This window comes from Cupriavidus sp. 05T41 (assembly GCF_056396525.1).
The window spans coordinates 1-19,388 of the sequence record NZ_JBFTLQ010000063.1; the positions used below are offsets into that span (position 1 = coordinate 1).

The 19,388-nt window shown below is 66.9% G+C and carries 18 protein-coding genes; 6 read left to right on the plus strand and 12 right to left on the minus strand.

Annotation, left to right across the window (positions count from 1 at the left end):
* A partial coding sequence (locus AC1DKV_RS29085) for an MFS transporter (protein WP_477138588.1) occupies window positions 1-888 on the minus strand: 888 nt, incomplete at its 3' end.
* A 245-nt stretch (window positions 889-1,133) separates the two neighbouring features.
* On the opposite strand from AC1DKV_RS29085, the gene AC1DKV_RS29090 reads away from it, so the two are divergent.
* The 4 genes from AC1DKV_RS29090 (at window position 1,134) to AC1DKV_RS29105 (ending at window position 6,183) form a co-directional block, all read left to right on the plus strand.
* Window positions 1,134-1,445, plus strand: coding sequence for an ArsR/SmtB family transcription factor (locus AC1DKV_RS29090; protein WP_441612088.1), 312 nt, complete (start codon window positions 1,134-1,136; stop codon window positions 1,443-1,445).
* A 96-nt stretch (window positions 1,446-1,541) separates the two neighbouring features.
* Window positions 1,542-2,597, plus strand: a complete 1,056-nt coding sequence (locus AC1DKV_RS29095; RefSeq protein WP_441612087.1) for an alkene reductase — start codon at window positions 1,542-1,544, stop codon at window positions 2,595-2,597.
* A 491-nt stretch (window positions 2,598-3,088) separates the two neighbouring features.
* On the plus strand, window positions 3,089-4,141 hold the full coding sequence (locus AC1DKV_RS29100) for an alpha/beta fold hydrolase (protein WP_477138589.1): 1,053 nt from the start codon (window positions 3,089-3,091) through the stop codon (window positions 4,139-4,141).
* Window positions 4,142-4,446: 305 nt separating this feature from the next.
* Entirely contained in the window at window positions 4,447-6,183 is a 1,737-nt protein-coding gene (locus AC1DKV_RS29105; RefSeq protein ID WP_477138610.1) for an FAD-dependent oxidoreductase, read from the plus strand.
* Window positions 6,184-6,205: 22 nt separating this feature from the next.
* On the opposite strand, the gene AC1DKV_RS29110 is transcribed toward AC1DKV_RS29105, so the two are convergent.
* Window positions 6,206-7,129: a tripartite tricarboxylate transporter substrate binding protein gene (locus tag AC1DKV_RS29110; RefSeq protein WP_477138611.1), complete on the minus strand. Its 924-nt coding sequence runs from the start codon at window positions 7,127-7,129 to the stop codon at window positions 6,206-6,208.
* A 231-nt stretch (window positions 7,130-7,360) separates the two neighbouring features.
* On the opposite strand from AC1DKV_RS29110, the gene AC1DKV_RS29115 reads away from it, so the two are divergent.
* Window positions 7,361-8,182, plus strand: a complete 822-nt coding sequence (locus tag AC1DKV_RS29115) for a class II aldolase/adducin family protein (RefSeq protein ID WP_477138590.1) — start codon at window positions 7,361-7,363, stop codon at window positions 8,180-8,182.
* Between the two features lie 7 nt (window positions 8,183-8,189).
* On the opposite strand, the gene AC1DKV_RS29120 is transcribed toward AC1DKV_RS29115, so the two are convergent.
* Window positions 8,190-8,351, minus strand: coding sequence for a hypothetical protein (locus AC1DKV_RS29120; RefSeq protein WP_441612083.1), 162 nt, complete (start codon window positions 8,349-8,351; stop codon window positions 8,190-8,192).
* A 133-nt stretch (window positions 8,352-8,484) separates the two neighbouring features.
* On the opposite strand from AC1DKV_RS29120, the gene AC1DKV_RS29125 reads away from it, so the two are divergent.
* A complete protein-coding gene (locus AC1DKV_RS29125; protein ID WP_477138591.1) occupies window positions 8,485-9,186 on the plus strand; it encodes a glutathione binding-like protein in 702 nt (233 codons plus the stop codon).
* 13 nt (window positions 9,187-9,199) lie between these two features.
* Here AC1DKV_RS29125 and AC1DKV_RS29130 read toward each other — a convergent pair whose 3' ends face one another.
* The 9 genes from AC1DKV_RS29130 to AC1DKV_RS29170 form a co-directional block, all read right to left on the minus strand.
* Entirely contained in the window at window positions 9,200-9,856 is a 657-nt protein-coding gene (locus AC1DKV_RS29130; RefSeq protein WP_441612081.1) for a methionine ABC transporter permease, read from the minus strand.
* Window positions 9,837-10,769, minus strand: coding sequence for a methionine ABC transporter ATP-binding protein (locus tag AC1DKV_RS29135; protein ID WP_477138612.1), 933 nt, complete (start codon window positions 10,767-10,769; stop codon window positions 9,837-9,839). The genes AC1DKV_RS29130 and AC1DKV_RS29135 overlap by 20 nt, the downstream gene beginning before the upstream one ends.
* A gap of 25 nt (window positions 10,770-10,794) precedes the next feature.
* A complete protein-coding gene (locus AC1DKV_RS29140) occupies window positions 10,795-11,607 on the minus strand; it encodes a MetQ/NlpA family ABC transporter substrate-binding protein (protein ID WP_477138592.1) in 813 nt (270 codons plus the stop codon).
* Window positions 11,608-11,866: 259 nt separating this feature from the next.
* Window positions 11,867-13,075 carry an ABC transporter substrate-binding protein gene (locus tag AC1DKV_RS29145; RefSeq protein WP_477138593.1) on the minus strand — a complete coding sequence of 403 codons (1,209 nt, stop codon included), beginning with the start codon at window positions 13,073-13,075 and terminating at the stop codon, window positions 11,867-11,869.
* 88 nt (window positions 13,076-13,163) lie between these two features.
* On the minus strand, window positions 13,164-13,934 hold the full coding sequence (locus AC1DKV_RS29150; protein WP_441612078.1) for an enoyl-CoA hydratase/isomerase family protein: 771 nt from the start codon (window positions 13,932-13,934) through the stop codon (window positions 13,164-13,166).
* 79 nt (window positions 13,935-14,013) lie between these two features.
* Window positions 14,014-14,817: an enoyl-CoA hydratase-related protein gene (locus AC1DKV_RS29155; protein ID WP_477138594.1), complete on the minus strand. Its 804-nt coding sequence runs from the start codon at window positions 14,815-14,817 to the stop codon at window positions 14,014-14,016.
* 11 nt (window positions 14,818-14,828) lie between these two features.
* The gene (locus tag AC1DKV_RS29160; protein ID WP_477138595.1) at window positions 14,829-15,596 is read right to left on the minus strand and encodes a glucose 1-dehydrogenase; all 768 of its coding nucleotides are present in this window, start codon (window positions 15,594-15,596) and stop codon (window positions 14,829-14,831) included.
* A gap of 4 nt (window positions 15,597-15,600) precedes the next feature.
* Entirely contained in the window at window positions 15,601-17,277 is a 1,677-nt protein-coding gene (locus tag AC1DKV_RS29165) for an AMP-binding protein (protein ID WP_441612075.1), read from the minus strand.
* Between the two features lie 71 nt (window positions 17,278-17,348).
* Window positions 17,349-19,373 (minus strand): oxidoreductase, encoded by a 2,025-nt coding sequence (locus tag AC1DKV_RS29170; protein ID WP_477138596.1) that lies wholly within the window; start codon window positions 19,371-19,373, stop codon window positions 17,349-17,351.
* Between the last annotated feature and the right edge of the window lie 15 nt (window positions 19,374-19,388).

Genomic DNA, 19,388 nt, shown 5'->3' on the forward strand with positions numbered 1-19,388 from the left:
GTCGGCCAGCCGGCCGGCGCKCGCGGCCGCCAGCGCGCCCGCCGCGCCCACCAGGCCGAAGGCGCCGATGGCGGTGTGCGACATGGCATGCGGCGGCGCGCTCAGCGGCAGCACCAGCGCGGTCCAGAACACGCTGAAGGCGGCGAACATCAGCATCGCCAGCACGCCGCGGATCTGCAGCGTGCGCTCGCTCTTGAGCAGCGCGAACATCGAGGCGAGCAGCCCCGCATAGCTCATGCGCAGCGGCGCCACCRCCTGCCGTGGCAGGCGGCGTGCCAGCACCGCCAGCAGCAGCAGCGCCAGCAGGCCCGATACCGCGTACACCGCGCGCCAGCCGCCCAGGTCGGCCAGCGCGMCCGCCATGGCGCGCGCAGCCAGMAAGCCGGTCACCACGCCGCCCTGCGCCGCGCCCACCACGCGCCCGCGCTCGGCCGGCGCGGCCAGGGTGGCGGCAAACGCGATCAGCCCCTGCGTCATGGCCGTGCCCAGCAAACCCACGGCGAGCATGCCGGCCAGCAGCGCGGTGCGCGTCGCGGCAAGACTGACCAGTGTCAGCGCCAGCGCCAGCAGCAGCGATTGCAGCAGGATCAGCCGGCGCCGGTCCACCAGGTCGCCCACCGGCACCAGCAACAGCAGCGCCAGCGCGCAGCCGGCCTGGGTGACGGTCACCACCATGCCCACCGCGCCTTCGGCAAAGCCGAACTCGCGCGCCATGGCGTCCAGCAGCGGTTGTGCGTAGTAGACATTGGCCACGCTCAGCCCGCAGGCCAGCGCGAACAGCCAGACCAGCGCGGGCGGCATGCGGGCCGGCACCGAGGCATCGGGGGGCGCTGCGCACGCGTCGGGCGTGGTGGCGGCGGTGGCGGCGGTGGCGGCATTCACGGTCATCTGCGGCTCCATCCGGTCTTTCTGGTTGCATTAGAAAACCAGATGGAGTTTAGTCACTATGGTTTTTTAAAGCAACCACGCGATGAAAGCCGCACATCACGCTGCATCGTAAATGTGCTGCCAAAGGCTGCCCAGCAAACCTTCCATGTATATCGTATAGTTGCGATCTTAATTTTGTGAGAAGCGGATATATGTTTCGTAGAAAGACGAAACARGTCCCACTCCGCCCGCATGCAGACCCGCCCATGGACACCGACGCCATCGACATCGACGCCATTCACAAGGCCCTGGCCAATCCGCTGCGGCGCAATATCCTCGCCTGGCTGAAGTCMCCCGAGGAGCACTTCGCCATGCAGGACCACCCGCTTGACATCGGCGTCTGCGCCGGCCTGATCGACGCGCGCACCGGGCTGTCGCAGTCCACCGTGTCGGCCCACCTCGCCACGCTGCAACGCGCCGGGCTGGTGACATCGAAGCGGGTCGGCCAGTGGATTTTCTTCAAGCGCAACGAGCAGACCATCCAGGCCTTCCTCGACCAGATGCATAGCGATCTCTGACCCCTGGCGGCGCGCAAGCGCCGCCTGACCGACAAACGGCGCGAACGCCGGAACCCGCACCACGGTGCACTTCTCACCTCGACCCGAAACACGTACATGACCACACTCTTCGATCCCATCCGCATCGGCGACCTCGATCTTCCCAACCGCGTCATCATGGCGCCGCTGACGCGTTCGCGCGCAGTGGGCGGCGGCCGCGTGCCCAACGCAATGATGGCCGAGTACTACGTGCAGCGCGCCTCGGCGGGCCTGATCCTCAGCGAGGCTACCGCCGTCACCCCGCAAGGCGTGGGCTACGCCGACACCCCGGGCATCTGGTCCGACGAACAGGTCGCCGGCTGGAAGGTGGTCACCGATGCCGTGCACGCCGCGGGCGGCCGCATCTTCCTGCAGCTCTGGCACGTAGGCCGCATTTCCGACCCGGTCTTCCTCGACGGCGACCTGCCGGTGGCGCCCAGCGCCATCGCGGCTGGCGGCAACGTCAGCCTGGTCCGCCCCAAGCGCCCCTATGTCACCCCGCGCGCGCTGGAAACCGATGAGATCCCCGGCATCGTCGCCGCCTATCGCCACGGCGCCGAAAACGCCAAGGCCGCCGGCTTCGACGGCGTGGAAGTGCACGGCGCCAACGGCTACCTGCTCGACCAGTTCCTGCAGGACAGCACCAACCAGCGCACCGACGCCTACGGTGGCTCCATCGAGAACCGCGCCCGCCTGCTGCTGGAAGTGACCGACGCCTGCATCGCCGTATGGGGCGCATCGCGCGTGGGCGTGCACCTGGCACCGCGCGGCGATGCCCACACCATGGGCGATTCCGACCCCGCCGCCACCTTCGGCTATGTGGCGCGCGAACTCGGCAAGCGCAAGATCGCGTTCATCTGCGCGCGCGAAGCGCTCGGCGACAACCGCCTGGGCCCGGCACTGAAGCAAGCCTTCGGCGGCGTCTATATCGCCAACGAGAGGATGACCAAGGCCACGGCCGGGCACGTGCTGGAAGCCGGCGAAGCCGATGCGGTGGCCTTCGGCCAGCTGTTCATCGCCAACCCGGACCTGCCGCGCCGCCTGCAGATCGACGCGCCGCTCAACGTGCCGCAGCCGGAGACGTTCTACCACCCGGGCGCCGAGGGCTATCTCGACTATCCCGCGCTCGCCTGAGCCAGGGACACCGGCMCCGCGCAGCATTGCGCGGGGCACGCCGGACGCCGCGCCCTGGCGTGGCGTCCGGCCCGAAGGGCGCCACAGCCGGCCAGCCTTGCCCAGCCTCCTGACCGAACGCACAGCCACCGCGCATCTTCACGAACGCGCTGCGCACCACGGGTGCCCCGGCATCGGCGATGCCAGCCACGGCCCACCCGCGCGCAATCAACCACACCCGCCTTCTTTCCGCCAACCCTCGTTCTCGCTGTTCCCGCGGCGCCCGACGGCTTCCGGCCTGTTCACGCACTGGCTMGCCGGCATCTTGGCGATACCTCCCATCCGGCATACATTGGTTTGATCGCACTGCAAACCATCGTCGTGTCGGCTCTGGTATCGGCGTGTGACGCAAGCGCTCATGCTGCCAGCGGAATTGCTTCCACCCCAGGATAGAGCGCACCTGATGGAACGATTCCGCCACAGGACCGCATCAAGCGCGCCAGGAGACGAAAATGACGGAGAAGATCGATTTGCCTCGTCGAGGCTTCCTGGGCACGGCAGCCTCGGCACTCGCTGCCGCACAACTCGGGCTGCTGCCTCGCGCACAGGCCCAGACCAATCAGCCGAAGCCGGCACCMCGGCCCCGGGCCACGCCGGTTAGCCCGACGGCCTTTACGTCGATCAGGCAGATCAACGCCGGGCTGCTCAACGTCGGCTACGCCGAAGCGGGTCCTGCCGATGGGCCAGCGGTCGTCCTGCTGCACGGCTGGCCCTACGATATCCACAGCTTCGTCGAAGTCGCGCCTCTGCTGGCATCGCGCGGGTATCGCGTGGTGGTCCCGTATCTGCGCGGCTATGGTTCGACGACCTTCTTGTCGGGCGAAACCATGCGCAACGGCCAGCCGGCGGCCGTCGCTCTCGATATCGTCGCACTGATGGATGCGCTTGGTATCCAGAAGGCCGTCGTGGCAGGGTTCGACTGGGGCGCACGCACGGCCTGCATCATCGCCGCACTGTGGCCGCAGCGCTGCAACGGGCTGGTATCCGTAAGCGGCTACCTGATTGGCAGCCAGGCGGCGGGCAAGGTGCCGTTGCCGCCCGAGGCCGAGTTCCAGTGGTGGTACCAGTTCTATCTGGCAACGGAGCGCGGACGCGCTGGCTATCAGAAGTTCACGCACGATTTCGCCAGGCTGATCTGGCGGCAGGCGTCTCCCAAGTGGAAATTCGACGACGCCACCTTCGAGCGCAGTGCGGTGGCCTTCGACAACCCCGATCACGTGGACATATCTGTTCACAACTATCGCTGGCGGCAAGGTCTTGCACCAGGCGAGGCGAAATACGACGATGTCGAGAAGCAGCTCGCGGCGGCMCCCGTCATCAGCGTGCGCACGATCACCATGGAAGGTGATGCCAACGGCGCCCCCCATCCGGCGCCCTCTGCCTACGCAAGCAAGTTMACCGGCAGATATGAGCACCGCGACCTCACGGGAGGCATCGGCCACAACCTGCCGCAGGAAGCGCCACGGGCATTCGCGCAGGCGGTGATCGACGTCAGCAAGCCCTAGCCGCGGACCGGTACCGGATGAAGCCCTGGCCAGAAGGCTCTCGAGCTCGCGCCCCGGGACGAATGCAAGAGTTCTTGGCTGGCCGCGGCAGGTCAATTACTCTCGTCAATGCAACCGCGCCTCCAACCCTGGTGCCCGGCTATTCCCCTGCGACCCGTCAGCTTGCGCGCGGGGCGTGCTKAAGTACCTTGCAGCCGACTTKCCTTGACATGGGGGGAAGTCCTGGCTGTCCGTCACTGACCGCAGTCGACGGAGAAGTGGACGGAGAAGTGGCGGCGCCATCAGCCGCCGGAGGAGATTCGGCGATKAGCAACGAGGCAGAGCCGGGGGCCGGGGACGCTACCCATCAGCCGGCAGCAGATCCGGGCGGTATCGACGACGGCGCGATCGACGACGACGAGATCGTGCGGCAGCATCCGCGCTATCAGCAAATGTTTCCCGTCCTTGGCGAGGAAGAAGTCGACAGGGTGCGTCGCTTCGGCAGCCCGTGCCACCACGCCAGGGGCGAGATGCTCTACAGCGCCGGAAGCATCTGCCCGGGCGTGTTCGTCGTCCTGTCCGGAAAGGTGCGGATAGTCACGCGCGACGGTTTGTCCCACATGCGGATCCTCCACACCTACACACAACGCGGAGAGTTCACTTCCGATATCAYGCAACTCTCCAGCAAGCAGGCGGTCGTTGACGCGCATGTCATCGAAGATGTCGAGGCAGTGCTGATACGCCCCGACGATCTCAGCGCCATGATGATCAGCGAGGCCGATCTTGGCGAGAAGATCATGCGCGCCCTGATCCTGAGGCGTGTCCTGGCGATCGAACGCGGACGCGGTGTCGTCATCGTCGGGACCCCCAGCAACGCGCGGCTCCTCGAACTGCAGAATTTCCTGCGCAGCAACTCCTTTCCGAATACGACGCTCAATGCCGAACAGGACGCTGAAGCGATTGCGCTGCTGCAGCGCCTGACGCCGCAGCCCGATGACTTCCCGCTGGTTGTCTGCCCGAACGGCACCGTGCTGCGAAACCCCGATGTGGGGCAGCTCGCGTCTTGCCTTGGACTGATCCCCGACTTCGATCCGGCGCATGTCTACGATGTGGCCATCATCGGCGCCGGCCCGGCGGGACTGGCGGCGGCCGTCTACGCGGCATCCGATGGCCTGTCCGTGGCCGTGTTTGATTGTCGCGCCCCCGGGGGCCAKGCCAGTACCAGCGCGCGCATCGAGAACTATCTGGGCTTCCCCACCGGCATCACCGGGCAGGACCTCGCGGGACGCGCATTTATCCAGGCRCAGAAGTTCGGCGCCCATATCGGCATACCGTGCGAGGTGAAGGCCTTGTACTGCGACCAGCTCCCGCTGGTCGTCGAGCTTGCCGACGACCGCCGTATCCCCGCGCGCACCGTCGTCATCGCCAGCGGCGCAGAATACCGGCGCCCGGTTGTCGACGGACTCGAACGCTTCGAGCGCTGTGGCGTCTACTATTGGGCTACGCCGATCGAGGCCCGACTATGCCGCAAGGAGCCAGTGCTGTTGCTCGGTGGAGGCAACTCGGCGGGCCAGGCGGTGGTATTCCTGGCATCGCACGCCGAGCACGTGCACATGTTCATTCGCGGATCGCGCCTCGCCGACAGCATGTCACGCTACCTCGTCGAACGCATCGGCTCGCTTGCGAACGTGACGCTTCATACGCGGATCGAACTGACCGCGCTCGAGGGCGGCGCGCGTCTTGAACGCGTGCACTATCGCGGCGCCGGCGGCATCCAGGGAAGCATGACGACGCATCATCTGTTCGTCTTCATTGGCGCACAGCCGAATACGCGATGGCTMAAGAGTTGCGGCGTGGCGCTCGACGGCAACGGCTTCGTATCGACCGGCGCCGACGTCGCGCAGGCATCCGTGCCCAAGCTCCCTTTCCAGACCAGCGTCGACGGCGTCTTCGCGATCGGAGACGTCCGCTCGGGCTCCACCAAGCGAGTCGCATCGGCGGTCGGCGAAGGCGCGGCCGTGGTCGCGCAGATTCATCAATTCCTGCCCCTGCCAGGCCGGTGAAGCCKGAGCGCCAGCCCCGGGGCTAGTCTGCCTGCGCGCCCGAGCGCTTGACCACCGGCCCCCACTTGCGGATCTCGCTGTCGACGAATTTGCCGGTTTCCTCGGGGCTCATCGGCATCGGCTCCGAGCCGCGGTCCACGATGAACTTCTGCAGCTCGGGCGACTGCAGCGCCTTTACCGTCTCCGCGTTGAGCTGGCTCACCAGCGCCGGCGGCAGGCCCTTMGGCGCCATCAGGATGGCCCAGCCAAGCGCCTCGAAGCCGGGCACGCCTTCTTCGCGCACGGTCGGCACGGACGGCAGCTGGGGCGTGCGCTGCGCGACCGTCACCGCCAGCGGCACGGCCTTCTTCGACTGGATCAGCGGCAGCGCCGCGGTGACCGAGTCCACCATCAGCGGGATCTGATTGCCGAGGAAGTCCGACTGCGCGGGGCCGCTGCCCTTGTAGGGGATGTGCACCATGAAGATGCCGGCCTGCGCCTTGAGCATCTCGGCAGACAGGTGCTGCGTGCCGCCGATGCCGGCGCTGGCATAGCTGTACTTGCCCGGCGCAGCCTTCGCCTTGGCGATCAGGTCGCGCAGCGAGACGATGCCGGAAGCCGGCGTGGCAAGGAACACCAGCGGCACCGAGAACACGCCCGAGATCGGCTGGAAGTCCTGGCGCGGGTTATAGGCCAGCTTCTTGTACAGGGTCTGGTTGATTGCCATCGCGCTGCCGGCCATCACCAGCGTGTAGCCGTCGGGCGCGGCGTGCGCGGCGATCTCCATGCCGAGGTTGCTGCCGGCGCCGGCGCGGTTGTCCACCACCACCGGCTGGCCGAGCTGCTTGCCGAGCCTCTCGGCCAGCGCGCGCGCGAAGATGTCGGTAGCCTGCCCAGGCGGGAACGGCACGATCAGCTTGACGGGCCGCTCGGGATAGGCAGCGTGGGMGAGGGTGGCGCCTGCCATGACAGCGGCGGCGACCAGGGCGCGGGTAGTCTTCAAGGGGCTCTCCTGTTTCTGTCTTGTTGTTCTGCGGCGTGGCATGGCGCGGCGTCCGGCACCTGCCGCCCACCGCGCGCAGGAGAGGATTCTACGGGATGCCGCGCCGCGCATTTCCTTATGTGGTTCGCTGCGTTGGCAGGGCTGCGCGGGCGCCGTATGATGTCGCGGCACCCACCCCACATCATGGAGCGCTGCATGAACGCCGTCACCGAGCCGCCGCTGGCATCGCAGGATCCCGGCCTGTCCCTTCCCGCGCTGCATTTCCCCGCGGTCCGGGCCGAGGTCTCGCCGCAGGAATGGGCGGTGCGCGTGGAACTGGCCGCCGCCTACCGGCTGGCCGCGCAGTTCCGCTGGACCGATCACATCTACACGCACTTCTCCGCGCGCGTGCCCGGCCCCGACGAGCACTTCCTGATCAATGCCTACGGACTGACCTTCGACGAGATCAGCGCATCCAACCTGGTCAAGGTCGATATCGACGGCGAGATCATCCGCGACGACACCGGCCTGGGCATCAACCCGKCCGGCTACACGATCCACAGCGCCGTCCACGGCGCGCGCCACGACGTGGGCTGCGTGCTGCATACCCACACCGCCGCCGGCATCGGCGTCTCCGCGCAGCGCGACGGGCTGCTGATGATCTCGCAGCACGCCATGCGCTTCTTCGGACGGGTGGCGTACCACGACTACGAAGGCATCGCCATCGACCTCGACGAACGCGCGCGGCTGGTGGCCGATCTCGGCGACAGGGACATCTTCATCCTGCGCAACCACGGCCTGCTGACCTGCGCGCCGACCGTCGCCCAGGCCTTCCAGGAACTGCATATGCTCKAACGCGCCTGCGTGGCGCAGCTGGCCGCGCAGTCGGGCGGTGCGCCGCTGGTGATCGCGCCCGATGCGGTGGCCMGCAAGGTGGCCGATGTGGTGATCGCCAATGCCGGCGGCCCGGTCACGCGCAAGCACTGGGCCGCGCTGCTGCGTCAGCTCGAGCGCAGCGACAAGGCGTACCGCCAGTAGCGCGACGCTAGATCCGCACGCCGAGCATCCCCGCGACGATCGCCACGGTCCAGGCCAGCGAMGCCGCGATCAGGATCCGGCAAACCCGGTTGGCGCGCCCCGGCGGCGTGCCGTGCGCCAGCATCACCGTGCGCAGGCCGCAGGCAATATGGCTCAGCACGAAGAACACCCCCAGCCCATAGTGGGGAATCAGTCAATATCCTTGAACCTTMAAGAATCCCCGGGCACGGCCAGCAGGAAAGGCTGCGCGCTCCTATAATCGACCGGCCTTCACCGCTCCCTCCGGGAAAAGGACCTGCGCCATGATCGACCTGTACTACTGGACCACGCCCAATGGCCACAAGATCGCCATGTTCCTGGAGGAGGCCGGACTGCCCTACCGCGTGGTGCCGGTCAACATCAGCCGCGGAGACCAGTTCGAGCCAGCCTTCCTGAAGATCTCGCCCAACAACCGCATCCCGGCCATCGTGGACCATGCGCCGGCCGATGGCGGGGAACCGCTCTCGACCTTCGAGTCGGGTGCGATCCTGCTGTACCTGGCCGACAAGACCGGGCATCTCATCGCGCAGGACCTGCGCGGGCGCAATATGGCGCTGCAGTGGCTGTTCTGGCAGATGGGCGGGCTGGGTCCGATGGCCGGGCAGAATCATCACTTCGTGCAGTACGCGCCGGAACAGCTGCCCTACGCCATCGAGCGCTACGTGAAGGAGACGGCGCGCCTGTATGGCGTGCTGAACAAGCACATGGCGGACGGCMGCGATTTCATCTGCGGCACCGAATATTCGATCGCGGACATCGCATGCTACCCATGGGTGGTGCCGCACGAACGGCAACGGCAGGACCTCGCCGATTTCCCGCACCTGCAGCGCTGGTTCGCGCGCGTGCGCGCGCGTCCCGCCACCGAACGGGCCTATGCGCTGGCCAATACCGTCAACACCGCGCCGGTGGTCAGCGAGGATTCCAGGAGCGTGCTGTTCGGGCAGGACGCCTCGAGCGTGCGCTGAGGCCGCTGAGGCGTCAGCGGCGGTGATCGAAGCGGCGCGCCAGCCGCTCGCCGCCGAACTGCACCAGCGTCACCAGTGCGATCAGGATGGCAATGACGTTGAACATCACCGCGGTCTCGTAGCGCTCGTAGCCATAGCGGATGGCGAGGTCGCCGAGGCCACCGGCACCGACCGCGCCGGCCATGGCCGACGAGCCGATCATGGCAATCACGCTGACCGTGGCGCCGCCCACGATGCCCGGCAGCGCTTCGGGCAACAGCACGTGGCGCACGATGTGCCAGCGGCGGCAGCCCATGGCGCGCGCGGCTTCGATCAGGCCGGGGTCGATCTCGTTGAGGCTGACCTGGGCGATGCGGGCGAAGAACGGAATCAGGTGCACGCTCAGCGGCACCACCGCCGCCCAGGTGCCCATGGTGGTGCCCACGATCAGCCGCGTGACCGGCAGCATCGCCACCAGCAGGATGATGAAGGGTATCGAGCGGAAGGTGTTGACCAGCACCGACAACGTGCGGTGCAGGCGGGGCCGCGGGCGCAGTCCGCCCGGCGCACTGAGCGTCAGCACGATCGCCAGCGCCATGCCGCACACGAACACTACCAGGCAGGCAGAGCCGGTCATCAGCAGGGTCTCGCCCAGCGCTTTCACATACTTGTCAGCCAACGGCGGAAACATGGTCGCTTGCCTCGTTGTCGCTGGCGCGCTTGCTTGCATGGGCCGCATTGGCTGCCGCGGACTCGATGGCCAGGTTCGCMATGTGCGCTGCGCGGGCAATGCCGCCGGCGAGCTGCAGCGGGCGCAGCAGCGCCAGCGTGGCGGCAGCCTGCGGCTGCGCGAACACCTGCTCGACCGTGCCATGCTCCACCACCTGGCCGTGGTCGAGCACCAGCACGCGGTCGCAGGCCTGGCGGATCACCGCCATGTCGTGCGTGATCAGCACCACCGTCAGCCCCAGCTGGCGATTGATGTCGCGCAGCAGGGCGAGGATCGATTCCGTGGTTTCCGGGTCGAGCGCAGAGGTAGCCTCGTCGCACAGCAGGATCTCCGGGCGCTGCACCAGCGCGCGCGCAATGCCCACGCGCTGCTTCTGCCCGCCCGAGAGCGTGGCCGGATAAACCTGCGCCTTGCCGCCCAGGCCAACGAGTTCGAGAAGTGCCGTCACGCGCGGCGCGATCTCCGCGCGCGGCACACCGGCCACGCGCAGCGGCAGCGCCAYGTTCTCGAAGACGGTCTTGGCCGACAGCAGGTTGAAGTGCTGGAAGATCATGCCGACGCGGCGGCGCAGCGCCACCAGCCCGTCTTCGTCGAGCGCGCCCGCATCCACGCCGTCCACGCGCACCTGGCCCGTGCTCGGCCGCTCCAGCATGTTGATGGTGCGCAGCAGCGTGGACTTGCCGGCGCCGCTGCGGCCGATAATGCMGAAGATCTCCCCGCGCGCCACGGTGAAGGACACCTCCGCGAGCGCCGCGGCCGGCGCGCCGGGATATTGCTTGCCGAGCCGGTCGAACACGATATGCGGCACGGGAGACGATTGCGGGGATGAGTGCGGGAACGCCTGCGGCACGGCGGGATCCTCCTGGAACGGCATCGGCATCAAGGAACTGTGGCTGGCGTCAGAATGCCGGGATGACCGAGCCCTGGTACTTGCTCAGGATGAACTTGCGCACTTCCTCAGAGTGGTAGGCCTTGATCAGCGGCGCCACCCACGGCGCGGCCTTGTCGCGCTCGCGCACGGCGATCACGTTCACGTAGGGGTTGTTCTCCTTTTTCTCCACGGCGATGCCGTCGCGCGTGGCGACCAGGCCGGCCTGGTAGGCGAAGGTATTGACCACGGCGGCGGCATCCACGTCGGGCAGCGAGCGCGCCAGCACCACCGACGCGCTTTCGACCAGGTCCAGCTTGCGCGGGTTGGCGGTCACGTCGGCCAGCGTGGCGGTACCGGTGAACGGGTCGAAGCCGTCGCGCAGCTTGATCAGGCCGTGGTCGCGCAGGATCACCAGCGCCCGGGTCTGGTTGCTGGGATCGTTGGGAATGCCGAGGCGCGCACCCTGCGGCAGCGTCTCCAGCGACTTGTACTTCTTCGAGTAGAAAGCGATCGGCGAGATCAGCGTATCGGCCACCGCCACGATMTTGTAGCCGCGCTGCGTGACCTGGTCGCGCAGGAAAGGCTTGTGCTGGAAAGCGTTGGCATCGAGGTCGCCGTTGTTGAGCGCCTCGTTGGGGCTGGCGGTGCCGGTGATGACKATGGGTTGTACGTTGAGGCCCTGCTTCCTGGCCACCTGGGTGACGACCTCCCAGATTTCTTCGTCGACGCCGCCGCGCACGCCCACCTTGATGGTCTTGTCGGCGGCCAGCGCCGGAGCCGAGCCGATGGCGAGCGCGGCCGAAGCGGCCAGCAGGGTGGAGAGAATCGTGCGCAGGTTCATGAGCGGTCTACCTCGGGGTCGGTTTGCGTTGACGGCGGTGGCGCGATGCCAGGGGATGCAGTCTAGGCAGGCACCCGCTCCGCGGTCCACGAATGTTTCCGCAGTAGCAAATCCGGAAAAATGCGGCGCACGCGGCATGCCGGCGGTGACGGKATGCGGCGCGCGGCGCCTGACCGGCGCCGCGCGCGTCTCCCCTCCCCCTCTCACCTCCCCTCTCTCCCGGAAGGGCCCTGCGCAAGGCTGCCCGGCGCGGGCACCCCTAGCCCTTCAGGAACCTGCACGTGCTCTCCGCCTGCGGCCTGAATGCGGATGCCCCCGGTATGGTCCTGGTGATCTTCAGCAGATCCCAGCCGTTGCGCGATTCGCCCGGCGTCTTGACCTGGGCCAGATAGAGATCGTGCACCATCAATCCGTTCTTCTGGATTGTTCMGTTGCTGGCAAAGAAGTCGTTGACGGGCATTGCCTTCATCTTCTCGACCACCTTGTCGCTGTCGGCGGTGCCTGCCTCCTTGATCGCCTTCAKGTAATGCATCGTCGCCGAATAGGCGCCGGCCTGCACCATGGTCGGCATGGCCTGGTGCGCCTCGAAAAAGCGCTTCGAGAACGCCCTGGTGGCCTCGTTGGCATCCCAGTAGAAGGCGGTGGCGAACTGCAGCCCTTGCGCCAGGTTCAGGCCGATGCCGCGAATATCGGTCTCGAAGATCAGCAATGGCGCGATCACCTGCTTGCCGCGGCCAAGGCCGAACTCCGCGGCCTGGCGAATGGCATTCTGCGTGTCCTTGCCGGCGTTTGCCAATCCGATCACCGAAGCCTTCGAACTCTGCGCGGCGACCACGAAGGACGAGAAATCCGGCGCGCCGATCGGATGCCTGGAGGAACCGAGCGTGACCCCGCCCATCTTCTTCACCACCGCGGACGTGTCGCTCTCCAGTGCCTGGCCGAATGCATAGTCTGCGGTGATGAAGTACCAGCTGCTTCCCCCGCCRTCGACGATCGCCCGCCCCACGGTGTTGGCCAGGGCCTGCGTGTTGTACACATAGTGGATGCCATACGGGGAACACTCGGACTCGGTAAGCGCCGAGGTGGCGGCCTGGACAAAGATGGTCACCTTCTTGCGCTCCAGCCCCAGCCGTTGCAGCGCGATGGCCGAGGCCGAATCCGTGCCCTCCAGGATCATGCCGACCTGCTCGCGGTCATACCATTCCCGCGCCCGGGTGGCGGTGACATCGACCTTGTTCTGGGAATCCGCCGTGAGGATCTCGATCGGCCTGTCCAGCACCTTGCCGCCGAAGTCCTTGACCGCCATCTTCACCGCCGTCGCCATGCCCCGGCCGCCAAGCGCCGAGTAGACACCGGTCATGTCGGCAATCACGCCGATCCTGACCGGTTGCGCGGGCGTCTCGCCATGTGCCGCCGACCAGGCCAGAAGCGCCATGGCGGCAGCGGCGGCCGTCGCTTTTTTCTTCATGTCTTGTCTCCTCCTTTATTGGCTCGACCCGCATATGGCGCATGGCATCCGGCCGGCGCGGCCGTTCMTGCGCCCTGCCGGCGGGTGGTCAGCAGTCCTTGAAGACAGCCGCGCGCTTTTCCAGGAAGGCGGCCATGCCCTCCCTTGCGTCTCTGGTCTGGAATGCCTGTGCGATGAGGTCCGCCTCGATGCGCAGCCCCTGCGGCAGCGGCACGGAAAGCGCGCGCTGCACCGCGTCCCTTGCCAGTACGGAAGCGCACTGGCTGTAGCCGGTAAAGCGTTGCGCAAAATTCCGGGCGATCGCGACGGGGTCGCCGTCCTCGACAAGCTCGTTGACCAGTCCGATCTCCCTGGCCTCCCGCGCATCGATGATCCGTCCCGACATCACCAGTTCCAGCGCGCGCGATTCGCCAACCAGCCGCGGCAGCCGCTGCGTGCCGCCGTAGCCGGGTAGCAGGCCAAGCTTGATTTCAGGCAGCCCCATCTGTGCGCTGGTGGTGGCTACCCGGAACGTGCACGCCATGGCCAGTTCGAGCCCGCCGCCGAGTGCATAGCCATGCAGGACGGCAACGGAAGGTATGCGCAGGCGGTCCAGGCGCATGAACGTCTCCTGGCCCATGCCGATGCCGTCGCGCTGCGCCCAGAAATCCCGGTCGGCCAGGCCCGCCACGTCGGCGCCGGCGGAAAACGCCTTGTCGCCCGCGCCAACCAGCGCCAGCATGCGCGCCCGTGACGCCGATACCTGGTCGAGCGCGCGGCCGATGTCTTCGATCAGCGGCAGGCTCAACGCATTGAGACGGTCCTGCCGGTCGATCGTGATGACGGCCAGGGGGCCGTCGTAATGTAGTTTGATTGCCATGGTGTGTGTCCGGTCTGTCGAGTGCGCGCCGCGCCCGGGCGCCCCGCCTGCGGTGCGGGGGCGCGGATGGCATGCCGGGTCAGGAATCGTTCCGGCCGGCGCCGGCATGGCGGCGAAAATCCGGCTTGCGCTTTTCCAGGAACGCGGCCACGCCTTCGCGTGACTCGGCGGACTGGTAGTACAGCGCCAGCGCCTGCATGCCTAGCCCGCCGATGCCGCGGATGGAATCGGAATCGGCATTGAAAGAGCGCTTTGCGATCGCGATCGCGGTGGGACTCAGGGCAAGGATCTCGTCACACCAGCGCGCCACTTCCTGGTCAAGCTCTTCGGGCGCGACCACGCGATTCACCAGGCCCATGTCCAGCGCCTCCCGGGCTCCATAGCGGCGGCACAGGAACCAGATTTCCCTGGCCTTCTTTTCTCCGACCACGCGCGACAGATAGGCCGTGCCGAAACCCGGGTCCACCGAGCCCACCTTGGGGCCGACCTGGCCGAAGATGGCGGATTCGGAGGCKATGGCAAGGTCGCAGCAGGTGACAAGCACGTTGCCCCCGCCGATGGCATAGCCATTCACCCTGGCGATCACCGGCTTGGGCACCTCGCGGATGAGGCTCTGCAGTTCCTCGACGGGCAGGCCCACGATGCCCCTTCCGTCGTACTTGCCGCTGTGCGCGGACTGGTCCCCGCCCGTGCAGAACGCCTTGTCGCCGGCGCCGGTCAGCACGACCACGCCGATGGACGGATCCCATCCCGCGTCGTGCAGCGCATCGATCAGTTMATCGCAAGTCTTGCCCCGGAACGCGTTGTAGCGCTCCGGCCGGTCGATGGTGATGCGTGCCACGCCGTCCGTCTTCTCCAGGCGGATATCTGTGTAGTTGCTCATTGTCTTCCCTCTTATCCGTGCATGGTGAGTCCACCGGACACACTGATGGTCTGTCCGGTAATGAAATCCGCTTCCTGGCTGGCAAGGAAGGCCACGATCCCGGCGATATCGTCCGGCTTGCCGAGCCGCTTCAGCGGAATGGCGCGCTTCAGGCCTTCGTACAGTTTTTTCCCGTACTCGCCGTCGCCGCCGAACGACTGCAGCAGCGCGGTGTCCGTCGGTCCGGGGCAGACGGTGTTCACGCGGATGTTCTGGCTGGCGCATTCGCGCGCAATCGTCTTCGAGAAGGCGATCACGCCACCCTTGCACGCGGAATAGACGGCCTCCCCGGAGGACCCCACGCGCCCGGCGTCCGACGCGATGTTCACCACCATGCCGCCGCCCGCGGCCACCATATGGGGCAGCACGGCATGATGGAGATTCAATGGCCCGATCAGGTTGATCGCGATCACCTGGTTCCAGAACGCGGGCGTGCTTTCCAGGAACTGGACCGGTACGTCCCACCCCGCGTTGTTCACCAGTGCATCGATACGGCCGAATCTCTCGCCCACGGCGGCCATCTCGCGCGTGACGCCGGCATGATCCGTGATATCGAGCGCGACCTGCAGCGGCCGCGGCCCCAGGCCCGCCAGGCTGTMGGCAAGACGCTGCAGCGACGCCTGGTTCTTGTCGACGGCGATGACMTGCGCCTGCTCTTCGACAAAGCGCCGGCTGATGGCCGCGCCGATGCCGCCGCCGGCGCCTGTGATCACGACGATCTTTCCTTTCAGTTCCCGCATGACGCTACTCCGCACATTGTTGATTCACCGTGATKACGCCGGTCGCCGCCAGGTGTTCTGCCGCTGAAGCCCGCAACTTGAATTTCTGTAGTTTTCCCGTCGCGGTGCGGGCAAGTTCATCGAAAATGACATGGCGCGGCGTCTTGAAGCCCGGCAGGCGCGCGCGACAGAATTGAATGATTTCATCGGCATCGATGCGCCCGACGGCATCCGCCTTGAGCTCGACGATGGCGCACGGCACCTCCCCCCAGCGCTGGTCGGGCACCGCGACCACCGCGACATTGGCCACTGCCGGGTGCTCGTACAGGACATCCTCGACCTCGACGGAGGAGATGTTCTCGCCGCCGGAAATGATGATGTCCTTCGACCGGTCCTTGATCTCGATGTAGCCATCGGCGTGCACGATGGCGAGATCGCCGGTGTGATACCAGCCGCCCGCGAACGCTTCTTCCGTGGCCGCGGGATTCTTGAAATAGCCCTTCATGGCGAGGTTTCCGCGCAAGAGGATTTCYCCGATCGACGCGCCGTCATTGGGAACCGGCGACTGCGTCGCCGGATCGACAACGCGCATCTCGTTGAGCACCACGGTGCGCACGCCCTGCCGGGTCAGGTGCTTGAGATGCACCTCGCCCGGGAGGGCTTTCCATGCTTCCTGGCTCTGGCACAGGGTGGCAACCCCATGCATCTCGGTCATCCCGTATACGTGCAGGACCGAGAATCCGAGTTCCATGAGCCTGCGGAATACCTGGGGCGGTGGCGAGGCGCCGCCCGACAGCACCCGTATCGGGTTCTCCGGCGGCTGCCAGCCATCCGGCGCCCCCTCGATCAGGAAGGCCAGCACCGTCGGCGCGCAACAAAAATGCGTCACGCCGAATCGTTCGATGGCGTCGTAGATGACGGCGGCGCTCACCTTTCGCGTGCACACCTGCGTGCCGCCGATCGCGGCCATGGCCCATGCATAGCACCAGCCGTTGCAGTGGAACAATGGCAAGGTCCAGAGATACACCGGGACCGGGCCGGTCAGCTCCGCGTTGACAAGCTGCGCCAGCGCGTTCAGGTAAGCGCCGCGGTGGTGGTAGACCACGCCCTTCGGGTTGCCGGTCGTCCCCGAGGTGTAGTTGAGCGCGATCGCATCCCATTCGTTCTCCGGGAAGCGGAGCTCCGGCCGGGAGGGCGAGCTGTCCAGGAACGCTTCATACTCGATGCTGCCGATGCGCGCGCCGCCCTCTGCCGCCGGGTCTGCGATGTCCACTACCGCAATGGGCAACCCGAGCCGTTCGATCGCATCGCGGGCGACCGTGGAAAACTGCTGGTCGACCAGAAGCAGGCGGGTCTCGGAATGCTGCAGGATAAACGCCATGGCTGCCGCATCCAGGCGCGTATTGATGCAGTTCAGGACCGCGCCCGCCATCGGCACGCCGAATTGCGCTTCGAGCATTGCCGGCGTGTTCGGCGCCATGATGGCCACGGTGTCGCCTCTCTCGATACCGTGGGCAATCAGTGCGCCGGCGAGCTTGCGGCAGCGGCTCGCATACTCCGCCCAGGAGTACGAGCGGTCGCCGTAGATGACTGCGGTGCGCTGCGGATACACATCGGCCGCGCGGCTGAGGAAATGAATCGGCGTCAGCGGCTGAAAGTTGGCTTCGCGCTGGTCTAGCTCGTTGTTGAACTTGGTCACCATGGGGCGTCTCCAGGAAATCCCTGCTCTTATTGGCGTAATGGCGTTCTGAATTGATTGCGCTGCGGGAACCGCTACACGGTCATGGCAAGCCGTGTCGCCTGGTCGATCGCCCTCAGGGCGTCCAGCTCGCTGGCGACATCGGCGCCGCCGATGACATCCACCGCCGCGCCGCTGGCGCGGAGCTCCTCGTACAGGCTGCGCTCCGATTCCTGCCCTGCGCAGAGCACGACGTGGTCGACGTCGAGCACATGATCCTTGCCGTCTACCGAGTAGTGCAGGCCGTCGTCGTCAACGCAGCGATAGACCGCGCCGCCCGTCATGACCACGTTCGCGCGCTTGAGCCTCGACTTCAGGATCCATCCGGTGGACTTGCCCAGGCGCTTGCCCAGGCTTTCCTGCTTTCTCTGGAACATGAAGACCTGCCGCCGGGGCTTGCCGCCTGCCTCTGCCGATGCCTGCAAGCCCCCGGAAGTGGACAACGACGTATCGACGCCCCATGCCCGGAGGAAATGCGCGGGGGCAAGCGCCTCCTCGGCGTCGCCCAGCAGGAATTCCGCCACGTCGAAGCCGATCCCTCCCGCGCCGATGATGGCGACCCTGTCGCCCACTTTTGCGCCACCGGCCAGCACATCGATGTAGGACACGACCTTCGGGTGGTCCACGCCCGGGAAACCCGGCGAGCGGGGGCKAACGCCGGTCGCGACGACGATCTGGTCGTAGCCTTCGTCCCTGAGCTGCGCTGCCGTCACGCGGCAACCCAGGCGAACGTCCACGCCGAGGTTCGCGATACGCGTGCGGAAGTACCTGAGCATTTCATTGAACTCGTTCTTCCCCGGCACGACCCGCGCCATGTTGAGCTGGCCGCCAAGCTCGGCGCCCGCTTCGAACAAGGTGATCTCGTGCCCCCGCTCCCGCGCATTGATGGCAAAGGCCATGCCGGCGGGACCGCCGCCGACGACCGCGATCTTCTTGCTGGMCACCGATGCMGCGGCAACGAATTCGATCTCCCTGCCGGCGCGCGGATTCACCAGGCACGTGGCGGTGCGCTCGGTAAAGATGCGGTCCAGGCAGGCCTGGTTGCAGCCGATGCAGGTATTGATCTCCGCCACGTTGCCAAGCCGTGTCTTCCTGGCGAAGTCCGGGTCCGCCAGCAGCGGCCGCGCCATCGAGACCATATCCGCGCAGCCCGAGGAGAGCAGCGACTCGGCGCCTTCCGGGGTATTGATCCGGTTGGAGGCAATCACGGGAATGCGGACCGCGCGCTTGACGTTCTCGATGGCGTAGGCCCAGGCGGCGCGCGGCACCGATGCGGCGATGGTCGGCACCGCGGACTCATGCCAGCCGACCCCGGTGTTGATGATGTTGGCGCCCTCGGCTTCGGCGCGCCGCGCAAGTTCCGCGACCTCCTCGCCGGTMATCCCGCCGTCGACCAGGTCGACCGCCGAAATGCGGTAKATGACCAGGAATGTGTCGCCGACGCGCTTGCGGATGGCCTTGATGACCTCCAGGGGAAAGCGGATCCGTGCCTCGAAGCTCCGGCCGAATTCGTCGGTCCGCTGGTTGGTGACGCGGGCCGTGAACTGATTGATCAGGTAGCCCTCCGAGCCCATGATCTCGACACCGTCGTAGCCGCCTTCGCGCGCCAGCTGCGCAGTAAAGGCGAAGTCTTCGACGGTCTTCCAGACTTCCTCCGTGGAMAGCGYGCGCGGCGCGATCGGGTTGATCCTGGCGCGCGTGGCGGATGGCCCGACGCAGTGCTCGTGCTTGGCATAGCGCCCCGCGTGAACGATCTGCAAGGCGATGCGCCCGCCCGCGGCGTGGACCGCGCCGGTGATGGCATGGTGTTCGGCCAGCTGCGAGCGCTCGCACAGCAGCGGCGCGCMCGGCTCGAAGATGCCTTCGATGCTCGGCGCGTAGCCGCCCGTCAGGATCAGGCCGGCTTCGCCTTCGGCGCGCCTGCCGTAGAAGGCCGCCAGGCGCTCGTGCGGCCTGTMCAGCGTCTCCAGGCGCGTATGCATTGCGCCCATCACGATGCGATTGCGAAGGGTCAGGGCGCCGACATCGAGCGGGGCCATCAAATGGGGGTATGGATTCATGATCTCCTCGTTTTG

Bases quoted from the DNA above. Each gene is read 5' to 3' on its own strand.
- AC1DKV_RS29095 (WP_441612087.1), top strand. From the start codon at position 1,542: ATGACCACACTCTTCGATCCCATCCGCATCGGCGACCTCGATCTTCCC.
- AC1DKV_RS29130 (WP_441612081.1), bottom strand. From the start codon at position 9,856: ATGTTTCCGCCGTTGGCTGACAAGTATGTGAAAGCGCTGGGCGAGACC.
- AC1DKV_RS29150 (WP_441612078.1), bottom strand. From the start codon at position 13,934: ATGGCAATCAAACTACATTACGACGGCCCCCTGGCCGTCATCACGATC.